The organism is Nostoc sp. UHCC 0302, from assembly GCF_038096175.1.
GTDB lineage: Bacteria > Cyanobacteriota > Cyanobacteriia > Cyanobacteriales > Nostocaceae > UHCC-0302.
This window is the reverse complement of sequence record NZ_CP151099.1, coordinates 4096618-4110918: the sequence shown is the minus strand read 5'-3', so window position 1 is coordinate 4110918 and position 14301 is coordinate 4096618. Positions and strand designations below refer to the sequence as shown.

At 43.2% G+C, this 14301-nt stretch carries 10 protein-coding genes; 6 read left to right on the top strand and 4 right to left on the bottom strand.

The window, feature by feature from the left end:
- Positions 1–72 precede the first annotated feature (72 nt).
- Genes ureE through ureG form a run of 3 tightly spaced genes read left to right on the top strand, consistent with a single transcriptional unit; the run spans position 73 to position 1840 of the window.
- Positions 73–519 (top strand): urease accessory protein UreE, encoded by a 447-nt coding sequence (gene ureE / locus WKK05_RS17755; protein WP_341531112.1) that lies wholly within the window; start codon positions 73–75, stop codon positions 517–519.
- Positions 494–1186, top strand: a complete 693-nt coding sequence (locus WKK05_RS17750) for an urease accessory protein UreF (protein WP_341530902.1) — start codon at positions 494–496, stop codon at positions 1184–1186. Before ureE ends, WKK05_RS17750 begins: the two co-directional genes overlap by 26 nt.
- 57 nt (positions 1187–1243) lie before the next feature.
- A complete protein-coding gene (gene ureG / locus WKK05_RS17745) occupies positions 1244–1840 on the top strand; it encodes an urease accessory protein UreG (RefSeq protein WP_341530901.1) in 597 nt (198 codons plus the stop codon).
- Positions 1841–1933: 93 nt separating this feature from the next.
- Here ureG and WKK05_RS17740 read toward each other — a convergent pair whose 3' ends face one another.
- The 3 genes from WKK05_RS17740 to WKK05_RS17730 all read right to left on the bottom strand — a co-directional run bounded on the left by WKK05_RS17740 (position 1934) and on the right by WKK05_RS17730 (position 5048).
- The gene (locus tag WKK05_RS17740; RefSeq protein WP_341530900.1) at positions 1934–2362 is read right to left on the bottom strand and encodes a hypothetical protein; all 429 of its coding nucleotides are present in this window, start codon (positions 2360–2362) and stop codon (positions 1934–1936) included.
- A 50-nt stretch (positions 2363–2412) separates the two neighbouring features.
- Positions 2413–2778, bottom strand: coding sequence for a serine hydrolase domain-containing protein (locus tag WKK05_RS17735; RefSeq protein ID WP_341530899.1), 366 nt, complete (start codon positions 2776–2778; stop codon positions 2413–2415).
- Positions 2779–2903: 125 nt separating this feature from the next.
- Positions 2904–5048, bottom strand: coding sequence for a choice-of-anchor Q domain-containing protein (locus tag WKK05_RS17730; protein ID WP_341530898.1), 2145 nt, complete (start codon positions 5046–5048; stop codon positions 2904–2906).
- Positions 5049–5683: 635 nt separating this feature from the next.
- Between WKK05_RS17730 and WKK05_RS17725 the strand changes: the two genes are divergently transcribed.
- Together WKK05_RS17725 and WKK05_RS17720 are read left to right on the top strand one after the other, a co-directional pair.
- Positions 5684–5935, top strand: a complete 252-nt coding sequence (locus WKK05_RS17725; protein WP_341530897.1) for a hypothetical protein — start codon at positions 5684–5686, stop codon at positions 5933–5935.
- 51 nt (positions 5936–5986) lie between these two features.
- Positions 5987–6361 carry a hypothetical protein gene (locus tag WKK05_RS17720; RefSeq protein WP_341530896.1) on the top strand — a complete coding sequence of 125 codons (375 nt, stop codon included), beginning with the start codon at positions 5987–5989 and terminating at the stop codon, positions 6359–6361.
- Between the two features lie 108 nt (positions 6362–6469).
- Here WKK05_RS17720 and WKK05_RS17715 read toward each other — a convergent pair whose 3' ends face one another.
- Complete coding sequence (locus WKK05_RS17715; protein ID WP_341530895.1) at positions 6470–7222, bottom strand: ZIP family zinc transporter; 753 nt, start codon at positions 7220–7222, stop codon at positions 6470–6472.
- A 426-nt stretch (positions 7223–7648) separates the two neighbouring features.
- On the opposite strand from WKK05_RS17715, the gene WKK05_RS17710 reads away from it, so the two are divergent.
- A complete protein-coding gene (locus tag WKK05_RS17710) occupies positions 7649–14278 on the top strand; it encodes a HAMP domain-containing protein (RefSeq protein WP_341530894.1) in 6630 nt (2209 codons plus the stop codon).
- Positions 14279–14301: the final 23 nt, after the last annotated feature.

Genomic DNA, 14301 nt, shown 5'->3' with positions numbered 1-14301 from the left:
AACCCTTTGACTGAATAGCTTTTCCCTGCTGTATTCTACTTACAAGTTGTCATTGTGCATTTTTAATTGATGATGCTAACGTTGACTGAACGTAAACCGCCAAACTCTAATACAACAGTCGCCTTAACTCTCGCCCTTACAGCAGAAGAACGCACCCGCAGTCGTCATCGTTTTGAGATTGAAGATAACAAAGTTGTGTTTTTGCGTTTACCCAGAGGAACAGTGCTACGGGATGGCGATATTCTGCAAGACGAAGTGAATGGGACTTTAGTAAGAATTACAGCTAAACCAGAATTAGTTTTGACTGTTTTTGCTCAAACACCGCTTTTATTACTACGCGCAGCATACCATTTAGGGAATCGCCATGTACCTGTAGAAATTACCCCAAGCTATTTTCGTTTATCACCAGATGCTGTTTTACGCGCCATGTTAGAACAACTGGGGCTAGAAATTAGAGAAGAAATTGTACCATTTCACCCAGAATTAGGAGCTTATGGACAACACCATCATGCTCACTGATAGCCATTTGTTAACTATTTTACAACTGGCTAGCCCGGCGTTGCCTGTAGGAGCATATAGTTATTCTGAAGGTTTAGAAACGTTAACGGAAAATGGGGCGATCGCTAACCAAGCAAACCTCAAACACTGGTTAGAAGCAGAACTGCGTTATGGGGCAATTCGGTTAGAGGCAGCGGTAATGATTAGAGCCGAGCAAACTGCAAAAATCGGTGATTTAAAAGCGCTATGCCGCTGGAATCTATGGTTATCCGCAGCCAGAGAAACAGAAGAGTTACGCGCCTCTAGTTGGCAGATGGGGCGATCGCTTATCCAGTTACTTGGTAAATTAGAACCACAAGTAATGCCAATTGTCAATGCTGTGGGTAATCGTTGTAATTATGCGATCGCTTTTGGCATTGCCGTTGCCCATTGGCAAATTAATATTCAAGCTGCCTTACTAGCATATCTGCATAGTTGGGCAAGTAATCTAATTACTGCTGGCGTAAAGCTTATTCCTTTAGGACAAACCGCAGGACAGCAACTCCTGCTAGATTTACAGCCATTGATTAGTCTTGCAGCGAAAGAAATTCTAACTTTAGAGGATGATCAACTCAGTTGTTGCAGTTGGGGTTTATCATTGGCGAGTATGCAACATGAAACGCAGTATACAAGATTGTTTAGGAGTTAAGCAAAGTGGGGGATGAGGGGCAATAACAAATGACAAATAACAAATGACAAATGACAAATGAACACATTTAGAGTAGGAGTTGCTGGCCCGGTAGGTTCTGGGAAAACTGCTTTGGTCGATGCTTTGTGTAAGGCGTTGCGTGAGCAGTATAAAATTGCGGTAGTAACGAATGATATATATACTCAGGAAGATGCTCAGTTTTTGGTGCGTTCTCAAGCGTTGACAAGCGATCGCATCTTGGGTGTGGAAACTGGCGGTTGTCCTCACACTGCTATCCGTGAAGATGCTTCGATGAATTTGGCTGCAATTGAACAGTTAGAAGAGCGATTTTCTGATTTAGATTTAGTATTTTTAGAAAGTGGTGGCGATAATTTAGCAGCTACCTTCAGTCCAGAATTGGTGGATTTAACCATTTACGTCATTGATGTAGCAGCTGGTGATAAAATTCCTCGCAAAGGTGGCCCTGGTATTACCAAGTCAGATTTGTTGGTAATAAATAAAACTGACCTTGCACCCTATGTCGGCGCAGATTTAACTGTCATGGAACGAGATTCTAAAAAAATGCGTGGCGATAAACCTTTTATCTTTACTAATTTGAAAACTCAATCAGGTCTTGCAGATGTGATAAACTTTGTCTGCAAAAACATCTGTTAAAAATTAAAAAAATTGATTGATGGGTGACGCAAGAGCTAACGTAGTCTAAAAAATTGGCTATCGCCTTTAACACAGCACGCAGTCCCATCCTTTTCAATTCTGTCTTTTTGCTCTTATTTTTTGATCCGCTTGCGGTCTTAAACTCATAACACCTACTTGGCTTAACGTCATCGCAACAATATTACCTGTGTCATCTTTTTCAAAAAAAATACTGGTACTCACTGTTTTGGCAAAGAACTCTAGTTCTGATGTACGAAAGAATTGTAACGGTGGTTGCTGCCCACATTGTAGAAATAAATTTCCATCTTCGCTCATGACTTTGAACTGCAATCCAGATTTTGTTAAATATAACCCTGAGTAATTGTCAACTTTTGGCAAGGTGATGATTGTTTTTTCTTTAGCAAACACGTCAGGCCAGTCATACTCAAGCGCGATCGCTCGCATTACTTCTGGCATCAGCTCGACTTCATTTGAGTTGAGCATCACAACAGCACCTTTTCCAATATGCGCGTAAACCCGCATCGAAGAATCCTAATCCTACAAATAATCCATTCCCTAATCCCACAAATGATTCATTCGCTTCTTGTATTTGCTCTGCCTGTTGAGGACGCAACATTTCTTCGATAGTCATCAAGATTGAGCTGGCCTTCTTGTGCAAGACGCATCACCGCTAAGGCGAAAACAGGTTTGCTGATTGAGGCTGCTTGAAATAATGTGTATGGTGTGACTTCACGAGTTGTTCCAGCTTCGCACACCCCAAATCCACGCGTCCATTCGATTTCAAAATCATTGATAACGGCAATACTAATGCCTGGGGTGTGGTAATGCACCAATCGCTCATACAGATTTTTTGGGGAACCGAATTTTCCTTCCACCACTGTCGCTGGCAGAAGATTATTGATTACGCGTTCAATGCGTTGCTCAACAGATTCCAGCATCGATGTACCCCATTTTGCTGTTCTGGTATAAACCCGGATTTACTTATGACTCCTGAATTCGGCTGTAAATAAATTAAAGTTTGTAGTTATTGCTGTCTTCGCTAAAGCACTAACTACAAATGAGATTAGATGACAAAATTAACAGAGTTGTTGAGTGAAGAAGCAGCTATATTTTGAAGAGTGAGAAAAGTGATAGCTCTACTTTTACCAGCTGTGCCATCTGGGTCAATCAAAACTACAGTATTGCTGCCTTGGCTATCAAATTGTAAGTAGCCACCAGCGACCGCAGAAGCAAAATTCAAATTACTGAGATTTAAACGTTGGAACAGTCCTTGTAGCACAATTTTGTCTGTGCCAACTGCAAAATCAGTGATGGTATCGGCTAACTCTCTAATATTTGTGTAGACAAATGTATCAGCACCTAAACCACCAGAGAGAATATCTCTGCCTTGTAAGCCTGTGATAATATCATTGCCAACTGTGCCATTAATAGTGTCTGGGGCAGAAGTGCCATTAATCACGTTTACAACTGCTTCATAAGCACCAATGTCCACTCTGCCACCAGATATGCGTAAATAGCCAGAACCGCGCTGGTCAAATGGGATTGGTTCGCTGGTATTGCTGTCACGATCTTGGTCTTGGGTATCAGCCGGGATATCTGCGTTTTCTCCAGCATTAATAGCTGGGCTACCAATCACCAGAGCATGAGTTTGAACTAGTCCGCCATTGTCTCGTAAGGTAGTATCCAATACGTCTGTAAGCGGAACTGTTAACTCTTCGTCGGCATTGAAGCCAGTGCTGCCACTCAGGTTACCGATGAGATTATGACCGTTGCTAATAAAGATACCTCCTACATCAAGGTTGGTATTTTTAGTTGGATCATCTGCATTAATGAAAAAGTTGCCTGCAATGATGCTATTTTTTACTGTTGCAGAGCCATCACCAGTGATACTGCTGTTAAAAAGTTGATCGATATTGAAAATACCGCCAGATCCTTGAGCGAAAGATGTTGAATTGTTAATGATAGTGCTATTGTTTACCGTTAGAGTGCTGCCATAAAATTCTGGTATTTCACCCTCACTCAACACTTCAGGGTAGGCAGAACCGTTAGAGATGCCGCCTCCGTATGCACTTGCATAATTGTTGCTAAAGGTGCTGTTATTTATTGTTGCTCTGCCATCATTAAAAATTCCACCGCCAGCATATGCTCTGTTACTGCTGAAGGTGCTATTGTTTACCGTCAGGATGCCATCATTAAAAATCCCACCGCCTGTAATTCCTTCGTTACTACCAATAGTGCTGTTGTTAACTATTGCTCTGCCACCAGAGACATTAGAAATACCACCGCTGCCTGTCGCAAATCGGCTACGTGCATCTAATAAATTGTTACTAATAGTACTATTGTTGACTATTAAAGTTCCAGAGTTTTCAATACCACCACCGATTAGTATTCCCGTTCCTCCCGTATTGCCACTGATCAAACTATCGTCTATTACTAAAATACTTGAATCTAAATTATTATCAATGCCGCCAGTTGCAAATAATGCACTATTGTTTGTGATGTTGCTGTGTAAGACTGTGACAGTGCCATTGTTAGATATGCCACCTGCTTCATAAAACCCTATGTTATTAGTGATAGTGCTGTAGAAGACTGTCAAAGTGCCATCATTATAGATGCCACCACCGCCGCCTGTTTCGAGTCCTGCTACGTTACCACTAATGGTGCTGTAGCTCAGTGTAACAGAGCCAGTATTGTAAATACCGCCACCATAGCCATTCTTAATATCAGAATTTTCGTAGTCAAAAAACCCTGCGGTGTTGTTACTGATAGTGCTGTTATTTACAATCAAAGTACCAGAGTTATAGATGCCACTGCCTTTTTCCCATGCAGTGCTACCACTGATAATACTGTCACTCAAAATAAGAGTGCCTAAGTTTTGGATACCGCCACCTAGCGAAAATTGTTCTTCAGAGTTACCTTTAGTAATACTTAAAAAACTAATTTCTGCTGTAACACCGCTTTCTATGTTGAACACTCGGTTAGTGGCATTACTAACAGTTGGTAAGTTAGTGTTTGTACCTTGAATATTTAGGTTATCTGTAATCAAAAGACTGCTACTAGTCAAGGCTATAGTATCAGCAATGTTATCGGCGAAAATTCCATCAAAGTTGATGATATCTTTCCCTGTTAGAGCGTTGGCATCTAAAATTGCCTGCCTAAGAGAACCACTGCCACTATCATTAGTGTTGGTGACGGTAAATGTAGTCATTAGATAAGCTAACTCCAAGTTTTCTGAGTGAACAATTCAGAAGGCTATTTCTGGTTGATATTTACTGTATTTTGTGCGCTAAGTTTATGGAAATTTATTAATTACTGGAATGTTCTATCTGGCTTTACTTGCCAATTAGATACCACTAAGACAATACAGTTCAGTTAAGGAAATTTATCTGTTAAGGCAGGCAGGGGGAGCAGGGGAAGCAGAAGCAGAAAAAAAGGCTTAACTGAACCGTATTGACCACTAAGATCATGTCCGACTGATTAGTTGTCATTGCAAGTGTTCGCCTATGTTGCATTCACAATGACATATCCTAAGTGATTAAGCGGACATGATATTAAAATACGAAATGCATTAAATTTTTACTTTTAATGGTATATTTTATTACACAAATTTCTATTTAACAATCTATATTTAGGTGCTTGACACGCAACAAAAATTAGCTTAGCGACATTTAATTAACTGTAGAAGCGTTGCATAAGTAGACAAAAATATTTACCATCATTGCAAACGTTCGTGGAGCGTCTCGTTTGCGTTAGCGTCTCCAAAAGAAAAAAATCGCATTTATCGCTTTAATCCCGATCACCTTGCGTATCTCTTTCCCAGATTGGCTTACAACAATAATTAGCGTGAATCAATGCCGCAATTTGATTGCATCGGCTTACATTGCCAATGCATCGGCTGACATTGTTAATGTATTAAGTGACATTGCCAATGCATCGGCTGACATTGTTAATGTATTAAGTGACATTGCCAATGCATCGGCTGACATTGTTAATGTATTGGGTGACATTGCCAATGCATCGACTCACATTGTTAATGTATTGAGTGACATTGCCAACGTATCAGCTTTCTTACTAAAAACCTTACCCTACTGTTAGTTTTTATGTTGCAATGGGTACATTAAAATTATAGTTCACTACGTATAAATTATGCCTACCCAAAACACTACACGTCGTTTGCCTCCTCAAGTCATTAGTCAAGATGTAACCTCATGGCATGGCTTGCAAACTGTCAACACCTATGAAACAACCCGTGCTGATGCTTCTGCTGCAAATTTACAGCAAGCTTATCAGGCTATGTTAACGCAGCAACAAATCGAAAATGAGAAGCTAGCTTTATTTCGTGCTGCTGCTGATGCTGCCCGCTTAGCAGAATGGGAATTTCACAATGCTATATTAGCTATGAAAGAAGTGGTACGTGGGCAATATGGCTCAGACAGCAATCAAGCTCAAGCGGTCGGACTTAAGAAAAAATCAGACCGTAAGCGTCGCACCCGTAAAAAGCAACTTGCTGTTGCAAGTTAATCAAATTACCCAATCAAATTGTATGAGGCGATCGCTAACTTTTTTGGCAGTGCATCGCCTTTTGTTTATTATCTAATTTATTTAAGATTGTTAGCAAAGATGCAAGTGTCACAGTTTGCTGAGAACAAAAGCAGCAAGGAACCCAAGCACAGTAATTAATCCAGCAAAATCATGTGCTTGCGCGAAGGCTTCAGGAATCATTGTATCTGTGAGCATTGCCAAAATCGCTCCTGCTGCCACAGCAGTAGTTGCAGCAATCACTTCTACTGAGAAGTGAGAAAATAAAGCATAGCCCAAAAGTGCAGCGATGCCAGATATCAAAGCAATACTTCCCCAAATACCGAAAATATAAGTAGTTGAACGTCCAGCTTGTTTCATCCCAGCAGCGCTAGATAATCCTTCAGGAATATTGGAAAGAAAAACCGCCGCTACAGTTACCCAACTAACAACACCGCCTTCGAGCATACTGATGCCAATGACAATAGACTCTGGGATTCCATCAAGTAAAGCACCAAGAGCGATCGCTAGTCCACTACCGTCCTGTTCTGCCTCAGATGGCTGATGTTGACCTGAGCGCTTACGATGTTTAGCACCCTTGGATGCTAAAAATAAGTTAGCTACTGTGTAAACGACAGCACCGCTCACAAATCCAATAGCTGTTGAGTCAAAACCACCACGTCGATAAGCTTCATCCATTAACTCGAATGATAAAGCTGAGATAAGTACCCCAGCACCAAAAGCCATAATTGCAGCAATCACTCGTTGAGAAATTTTGACGTAGTAGCCGATTGCACAACCCAATAGTAATGCAGAACCACCAACTAAACCCCAAAAAGCTGCTTGTAACCATAGTGGAAACATCACATACTCTTATCGCGTTAAAATTACTACTTGAAAAAGTAGCCGAGAGTAAAATAAAGTCGGCTAGGAATTCTTATAACTTCTAAGTTAGAAACGCTTCTTCCATCGGAAGTAAGATTCCACTCTCCACCCAAGTTTTGTATTGTTAGCAAACCAAAGAATCTTCTTGCGTAAGTCTTGTTAATATGGAAATTCTGAGAGTTACCCGTTAACTTTATCTATATTTAAAAATATTTGCTAGACATCTACGAGAGAGAATGGCTAGCTATGATTATCTAGGGGACTCCAGAAATAGCTAACAAAAGTACTTCACGTAAATTAACCCAACTATTGCCTCAAAGTGAGCAAACGCTAAGTATTACTTGAAAGTACCTGAAAACAGATACAAAGTGCAAAAAGCACAAAAATTTTTATAAGGATAAGGCTATGGCGACTGAACAGTTAACTAAAGACAGCGACGAACTCGATTTAAAACAACTATTAAAAACGCTGACTGCTGTCAAACGAGGTGACTTTTCTGCTCGGATGCCCATAGACCAAACTGGTATAGCCGGAAAAGTAGCCGATACGCTCAACGATATTATTGAGCAAAATGAGCGGATGGCGGCAGAGTTACAGCGAATCGGTAATGTCGTAGGTAAAGAAGGCAAAATTTCCGAACGCGCTTCTTTAGGAAATGTTCGCGGTTCCTGGTCAGATTGTGTAACTTCTGTCAATACTCTAATTACAGATTTAGTTCAACCAACAGCGGAAACAGCGCGTGTTATCCGGGCTGTAGCTAATGGCGACTTATCCCAAACCATTGCACCAGAAATTGAAGGCAGACCCCTCAAAGGTGAATTCCTGCAAACTGCCGTAATGGTTAACACGATGGTGGATCAGCTCAATTCCTTTGCTAGTGAAGTGACGCGGGTTGCCCGTGAAGTGGGAACTGAAGGAAAGCTGGGCGTGCAAGCACAGGTTAGAGGCGTCGCCGGAACTTGGAAGGACTTGACTGATAACGTTAACTTTATGGCAGGTAACTTGACGGCACAACTCCGCAACATTGCCGAAGTCACCACTGCTGTAGCTAATGGCGACCTTTCTAAAAAGATTACTGTTAATGTCAAAGGCGAAATTTTAGAGTTGAAAAACACCGTTAACATCATGGTGGATCAACTCAACTCTTTTGCTAGTGAAGTAACACGAGTAGCGCGTGAGGTAGGAACTGAAGGTAAGCTGGGCGTACAAGCTGAAGTTCAAGGTGTTGCAGGAACTTGGAAAGACTTAACTGATAATGTGAATTTGATGGCGGGTAACTTAACGGCACAACTCCGCAACATTGCCGAAGTCACCACCGCTGTAGCTAATGGCGACCTTTCTAAAAAGATTACTGTTGATGTCAAAGGCGAAATTTTAGATTTGAAAAACACCGTCAACATCATGGTGGATCAACTAAATTCTTTTGCCAGTGAAGTGACGCGGGTAGCGCGTGAGGTGGGTGCAGAAGGAAAGTTGGGCGGTCAAGCTGAAGTCCGAGGTGTGGCAGGTACTTGGAAAGATTTGACTGACAGCGTGAACTTTATGGCGGGCAGTTTGACGGCACAAGTGCGGAATATTGCCGAAGTGACCACGGCTGTAGCAACTGGCGACCTTTCTAAAAAGATTACTGTCGATGTCAAAGGGGAAATTTTGGAGTTGAAGAATACCATTAATACGATGGTGGATCAACTCAATTCATTTGCTAGTGAAGTGACGCGGGTAGCGCGAGAGGTAGGAACCGAAGGGAAGTTGGGCGTGCAAGCTGAAGTCCCAGGGGTAGCTGGGACATGGAAAGACTTGACCGACAACGTAAACTTAATGGCGGGAAGCTTGACGTCGCAGGTGCGGAATATTGCCGAAGTCACGACAGCGATCGCAACAGGCGACCTTTCTAAGAAAATTACTGTAGATGTCAAAGGGGAAATTCTCGAACTGAAAAACACCATCAATATAATGGTGGATCAATTAAGTTCCTTTGCCAGTGAAGTGACGCGGGTGGCGCGTGAGGTGGGTAGTGAAGGGAAGCTTGGCGTACAAGCAGATGTCAAAGGTGTTGCAGGTACGTGGAAAGATTTGACCGACAGTGTAAACTTCATGGCGGGAAGTTTGACGGCACAGGTGCGGAACATTGCCGAAGTGACGACAGCTGTGGCAACTGGTGACCTTTCTAAGAAAATTACTGTAGATGTTAAAGGCGAAATTTTAGAGTTGAAAAATACTATCAATATAATGGTAGATCAACTCAACTCTTTTGCCGGGGAAGTGACGCGGGTTGCCCGTGAAGTGGGTGCAGAAGGAAAGTTGGGCGTACAAGCAGAAGTGCGCGGCGTTGCTGGTACGTGGAAAGACTTGACTGATAGTGTAAACTTCATGGCTGGCAGTTTGACGGCACAAGTACGGAACATTGCCGAAGTGACGACAGCTGTAGCAAACGGCGACCTTTCTAAGAAAATCACGGTAGATGTGAAAGGCGAAATCTTGGAGTTGAAGAACACTATTAACACAATGGTGGATCAACTCAGTTCCTTTGCCAGTGAAGTAACGCGGGTGGCGCGAGAGGTGGGAACTGAAGGAAAGTTGGGTGTACAAGCGGATGTGCGCGGTGTGGCTGGTACGTGGAAAGACTTGACCGACAGCGTGAACTTCATGGCAGGAAGTTTAACGGCACAAGTGCGGAACATCGCCGACGTGACAACTGCGATCGCTAACGGTGATTTATCGAAGAAAATTACTGTACAAGTAAAAGGCGAAATCTTAGAGTTGAAAAACACCATCAATATAATGGTGGATCAACTCAACTCTTTTGCGAGTGAAGTGACGCGGGTGGCGCGAGAAGTAGGTAGTGAAGGAAAGTTGGGCGTGCAAGCAGATGTGCGCGGCGTAGCTGGAACTTGGAAAGATTTGACTGATTCGGTTAACTTCATGGCAGGAAGTTTAACTGCACAAGTGCGGAATATTGCCACAGTAACAACGGCGGTAGCAACAGGCGACTTATCCAAGAAAATCACGGTTGATGTTAAAGGTGAAATCTTAGAGTTGAAAAACACTATTAATACAATGGTGGATCAACTCAATTCCTTTGCCAGTGAAGTGACGCGGGTGGCGCGAGAGGTGGGAACTGAAGGGAAGTTGGGCGTGCAAGCCGAAGTCCGAGGCGTTGCCGGCACTTGGAAAGACTTAACCGACAGCGTGAATTCGATGGCGGGAAGCTTAACTGCACAGGTGCGGAACATTGCCGAAGTAACGACGGCGGTGGCAAATGGTGACCTCTCGAAGAAAATCACCGTGGATGTTAAAGGTGAAATCTTAGAGTTAAAGAACACTATTAATACAATGGTGGATCAACTCAATTCCTTTGCTAGTGAAGTGACGCGGGTGGCGCGGGAAGTAGGAACCGAAGGTAAGTTGGGTGTACAAGCTTACGTCAGGGGTGTTGCCGGTACTTGGAAAGATTTGACCGACAATTTCAACTTGATGGCGGGAAACTTAACGGCGCAACTGCGGAATATTGCCGAAGTCACAAAAGCGGTGGCAAATGGTGACTTATCGAAGAAAATCACCGTTGATGTTAAAGGCGAAATTCTCGAACTCAAAAACACTATTAACGTGATGGTGGATCAATTGAGTTCCTTTGCTAGTGAAGTGACGCGGGTGGCGCGGGAAGTGGGAACCGAAGGTAAACTCGGTGGACAAGCGGAAGTCCAAGGCGTCGCGGGTACTTGGAAAGACTTGACTGATAATGTGAACTCAATGGCGAGTAACTTAACCGCGCAAGTGCGAGGCATTGCCAAAGTGGTGACAGCAGTCGCGAATGGCGACTTGAAACGGAAACTGATGCTAGATGCCAAGGGAGAAATTGAAACTTTGGCAGAAACAATCAATGAGATGATTGATACCCTAGCGACATTTGCCAACCAAGTCACCACCGTAGCCCGGGAAGTGGGTATTGAAGGTAAGTTAGGCGGACAAGCGAGAGTCCCAGGGGCGGCAGGAACTTGGCGAGATTTGACAGATAATGTAAATGAACTTGCTGCGACTTTGACTACACAGTTAAGAGCGATCGCAGAAGTTGCAACAGCTGTAACAAAAGGTGACTTAACGCGTTCAATTGCTGTCGATGCCGAAGGTGAAGTTGCCATCCTCAAAGACAACATTAACCAGATGATTGGCAATCTGCGGGAGACAACGCAGAAGAATACAGAACAAGACTGGTTGAAAACTAACCTCGCCAAGTTTACCCGGATGCTGCAAGGTCAGCGAGACTTAGAAACAGTATCCAAACTGATTCTCTCAGAACTAGCACCATTAGTAGGAGCGCAACATGGCGTATTCTACCTGATGGACGGCATGGATAGTACCGCCTATTTGAAACTAATTAGTAGCTACGCTTACCGTGAACGCAGACATCTGGGTAACCGCTTCCACTTGGGTGAAGGTTTGGTGGGGCAATGCGCTTTAGAAAAAGAGCGGATTCTATTAACGGAAGTTCCAGGCGATTATGTCAAAATTAGCTCTGGTTTAGGCGAAGCAACTCCGCTGAATGCCGTGGTGTTACCCGTACTGTTTGAAGGACAGGTGACGGCGGTAATTGAATTAGCTTCTTTCCGCCGCTTTAGTGAGATTCATTTAACATTCTTCGACCAGCTTACCGAAAGTATTGCGATCGTCCTCAACACAATCGCCGCTTCTATGCGGACTGAAGAATTGCTCAAGCAGTCGCAATCTCTAGCTGAAGAACTGCAAACTCAGCAAAATGAACTCAGAGAAACCAACAAACGCCTAGAACAACAAGCTCAATCACTCAAAACTTCTGAAGATTTACTCAAAGGACAGCAAGAAGAATTACAACAAACTAACGCCGAGTTAGAAGAAAAAGCCGAGATGTTAGCGCTGCAAAAGAAAGAAGTCGAGCGAAAAAATCGCGAAATTGAACAAGCAAGACGATCTTTAGAAGAGAAAGCAGAACAACTAGCACTTTCGTCAAAATATAAGTCTGAGTTTCTCGCCAATATGTCCCATGAACTGCGGACACCGTTGAACAGCTTGCTGATTTTAGCTAAGTTGTTGACAGATAATGTTGATCACAACCTCACCAGCAAGCAAGTCGAATACAGCCAGACAATTTACTCAGCAGGTAACGACCTTTTGGCATTGATCAATGACATTTTGGATCTCGCCAAAATTGAATCTGGAACCATGTCAATTGACATGAATCATATGGTGTTAACTGAGTTGAGCGAACAGGTTGAACGCACCTTTGGACAAATAGCTCAAAACAAAGGACTTGCTTTCACAGTTGAATTAGCTCCTGAATTGCCAAGAACGATATATACTGACGCCAAACGCTTACAACAAGTGTTGAAAAATCTCCTCTCTAACGCTTTTAAGTTTACAGAGCGTGGAGAAGTCAGCTTGCATATTCACGTAGCGAAGCAAGGTTGGAGCCGCAATCAAGAAACATTAAATCGCGCCCAGACAGTGATTGCCTTTGCAGTCATCGATACTGGTATTGGTATTCTCCCCGAAAAGCAGAAAGTTATTTTTGAAGCCTTCCAGCAAGCCGACGGCACTACCAGTCGTAAATATGGCGGTACAGGCTTAGGCTTATCAATCAGCCGCGAAATCGCTCGTCTCTTCGGTGGAGAAATTACACTTGTTAGTACCCCAGAGCAGGGCAGCACCTTCACATTCTACTTGCCACAATTGAGTCCTGAGTCAAGAATTCTCAACTCTGAGTCCTCAACATCAAAATCACTCCCCAGTACGCGTTACCCCTTATCCCCAGTTCCTAGTACTCAGTCACCAGCCCCTTATCCCCAGTCCCCAGATATAAATGACGATCGCGCCAATATCCAAAATGGCGATCGCGTGTTGTTAATTGTCGAAGATGACATTAACTTTGCACGTATCTTAATAGAGATGGCGCACCAGCAGTCATTCAAAGTCATAGCTGCTCAAAACGGCGTTGCAGGTTTAGCGCTAGCACAGCAATACCAGCCTTCAGCAGTTTTACTCGATATCAGAATGCCGGAAATGGATGGTTGGTCAGTGTTGGATCGTCTCAAGCATGACCCAAATACGCGTCATATTCCTGTACATATCATGACAGTTGAGGAAGGACGACAACGCGGTTTACAACTAGGAGCGATCGCATATCTGCAAAAACCATTAACCAGTGAAACAATATCCGAAGCATTAACCAAAATAAAAGGTTTTGTTGAGCGTCGGGTGAAGAATTTGCTGATAGTTGAAGATGATGATACGCAACGGCTGAGTCTTGTAGAATTGATTGGCAACAGCGATGTTGCTACTACTGCCGTCGGCACTGGTGCAGCAGCCCTAGAAGCGATTCGCAACAAGCATTTTGATTGCCTCGTCCTAGATTTAGGGCTACCAGATATGACTGGAATTGAACTCATCGAGCAGATTAAGCTGGAACCGAATGGCGAAACATTGCCGATCATTGTTTACACTGGCAGGGAAATTAGCAAAGCCCAAGAAACTGAACTCAGACGCATAGCTGAGACAATCATTGTCAAAGACGTGCGATCGCCCGAACGTCTACTGGATGAAACAGCATTATTTTTACACCGAGTCCAAGCAAATCTACCTGCACCAAAACGCCAAATACTCGAACAACTGCATTCACAAGGTCACTTTCTTGCAGGCAAGAAAGTACTAATTGTAGACGACGATATGCGTAACATATTTGCGCTCACAAGTATGTTAGAGCGGTATCAAATGGTGGTGTTATATGCTGAAAACGGCAGAGATGGAATTGCTTCCCTAGAAAGTACACCAGACATCGATGTCGTTTTAATGGACGTAATGATGCCAGAAATGGACGGTTACGAAACAACGCGCCTAATTCGCCAGAACGAGCAATTTAAAACTTTGCCGATCATTGCATTGACAGCTAAAGCCATGCAAGGCGATCGTGAGAAATGCATTGAAGCAGGCGCATCAGACTACATCACCAAACCCGTAGATACTGAACAGCTGCTTTCACTCTTGCGTGTTTGGCTATATCGGTAAGCAAAGTAAACTCTTTTGTAGGG

What these genes read in the sequence shown, in the direction of transcription:
- ureG (WP_341530901.1), top strand. Translation starts at nt 1,244, where the DNA reads ATGAACACATTTAGAGTAGGAGTTGCTGGCCCGGTAGGTTCTGGGAAA.
- WKK05_RS17750 (WP_341530902.1), top strand. Translation starts at nt 494, where the DNA reads ATGGACAACACCATCATGCTCACTGATAGCCATTTGTTAACTATTTTA.
- WKK05_RS17710 (WP_341530894.1), top strand. Translation starts at nt 7,649, where the DNA reads ATGGCGACTGAACAGTTAACTAAAGACAGCGACGAACTCGATTTAAAA.
- WKK05_RS17720 (WP_341530896.1), top strand. Translation starts at nt 5,987, where the DNA reads ATGCCTACCCAAAACACTACACGTCGTTTGCCTCCTCAAGTCATTAGT.
- ureE (WP_341531112.1), top strand. Translation starts at nt 73, where the DNA reads ATGCTAACGTTGACTGAACGTAAACCGCCAAACTCTAATACAACAGTC.
- WKK05_RS17740 (WP_341530900.1), bottom strand. Translation starts at nt 2,362, where the DNA reads ATGCGGGTTTACGCGCATATTGGAAAAGGTGCTGTTGTGATGCTCAAC.
- WKK05_RS17730 (WP_341530898.1), bottom strand. Translation starts at nt 5,048, where the DNA reads ATGACTACATTTACCGTCACCAACACTAATGATAGTGGCAGTGGTTCT.
- WKK05_RS17715 (WP_341530895.1), bottom strand. Translation starts at nt 7,222, where the DNA reads ATGTTTCCACTATGGTTACAAGCAGCTTTTTGGGGTTTAGTTGGTGGT.
- WKK05_RS17735 (WP_341530899.1), bottom strand. Translation starts at nt 2,778, where the DNA reads ATGCTGGAATCTGTTGAGCAACGCATTGAACGCGTAATCAATAATCTT.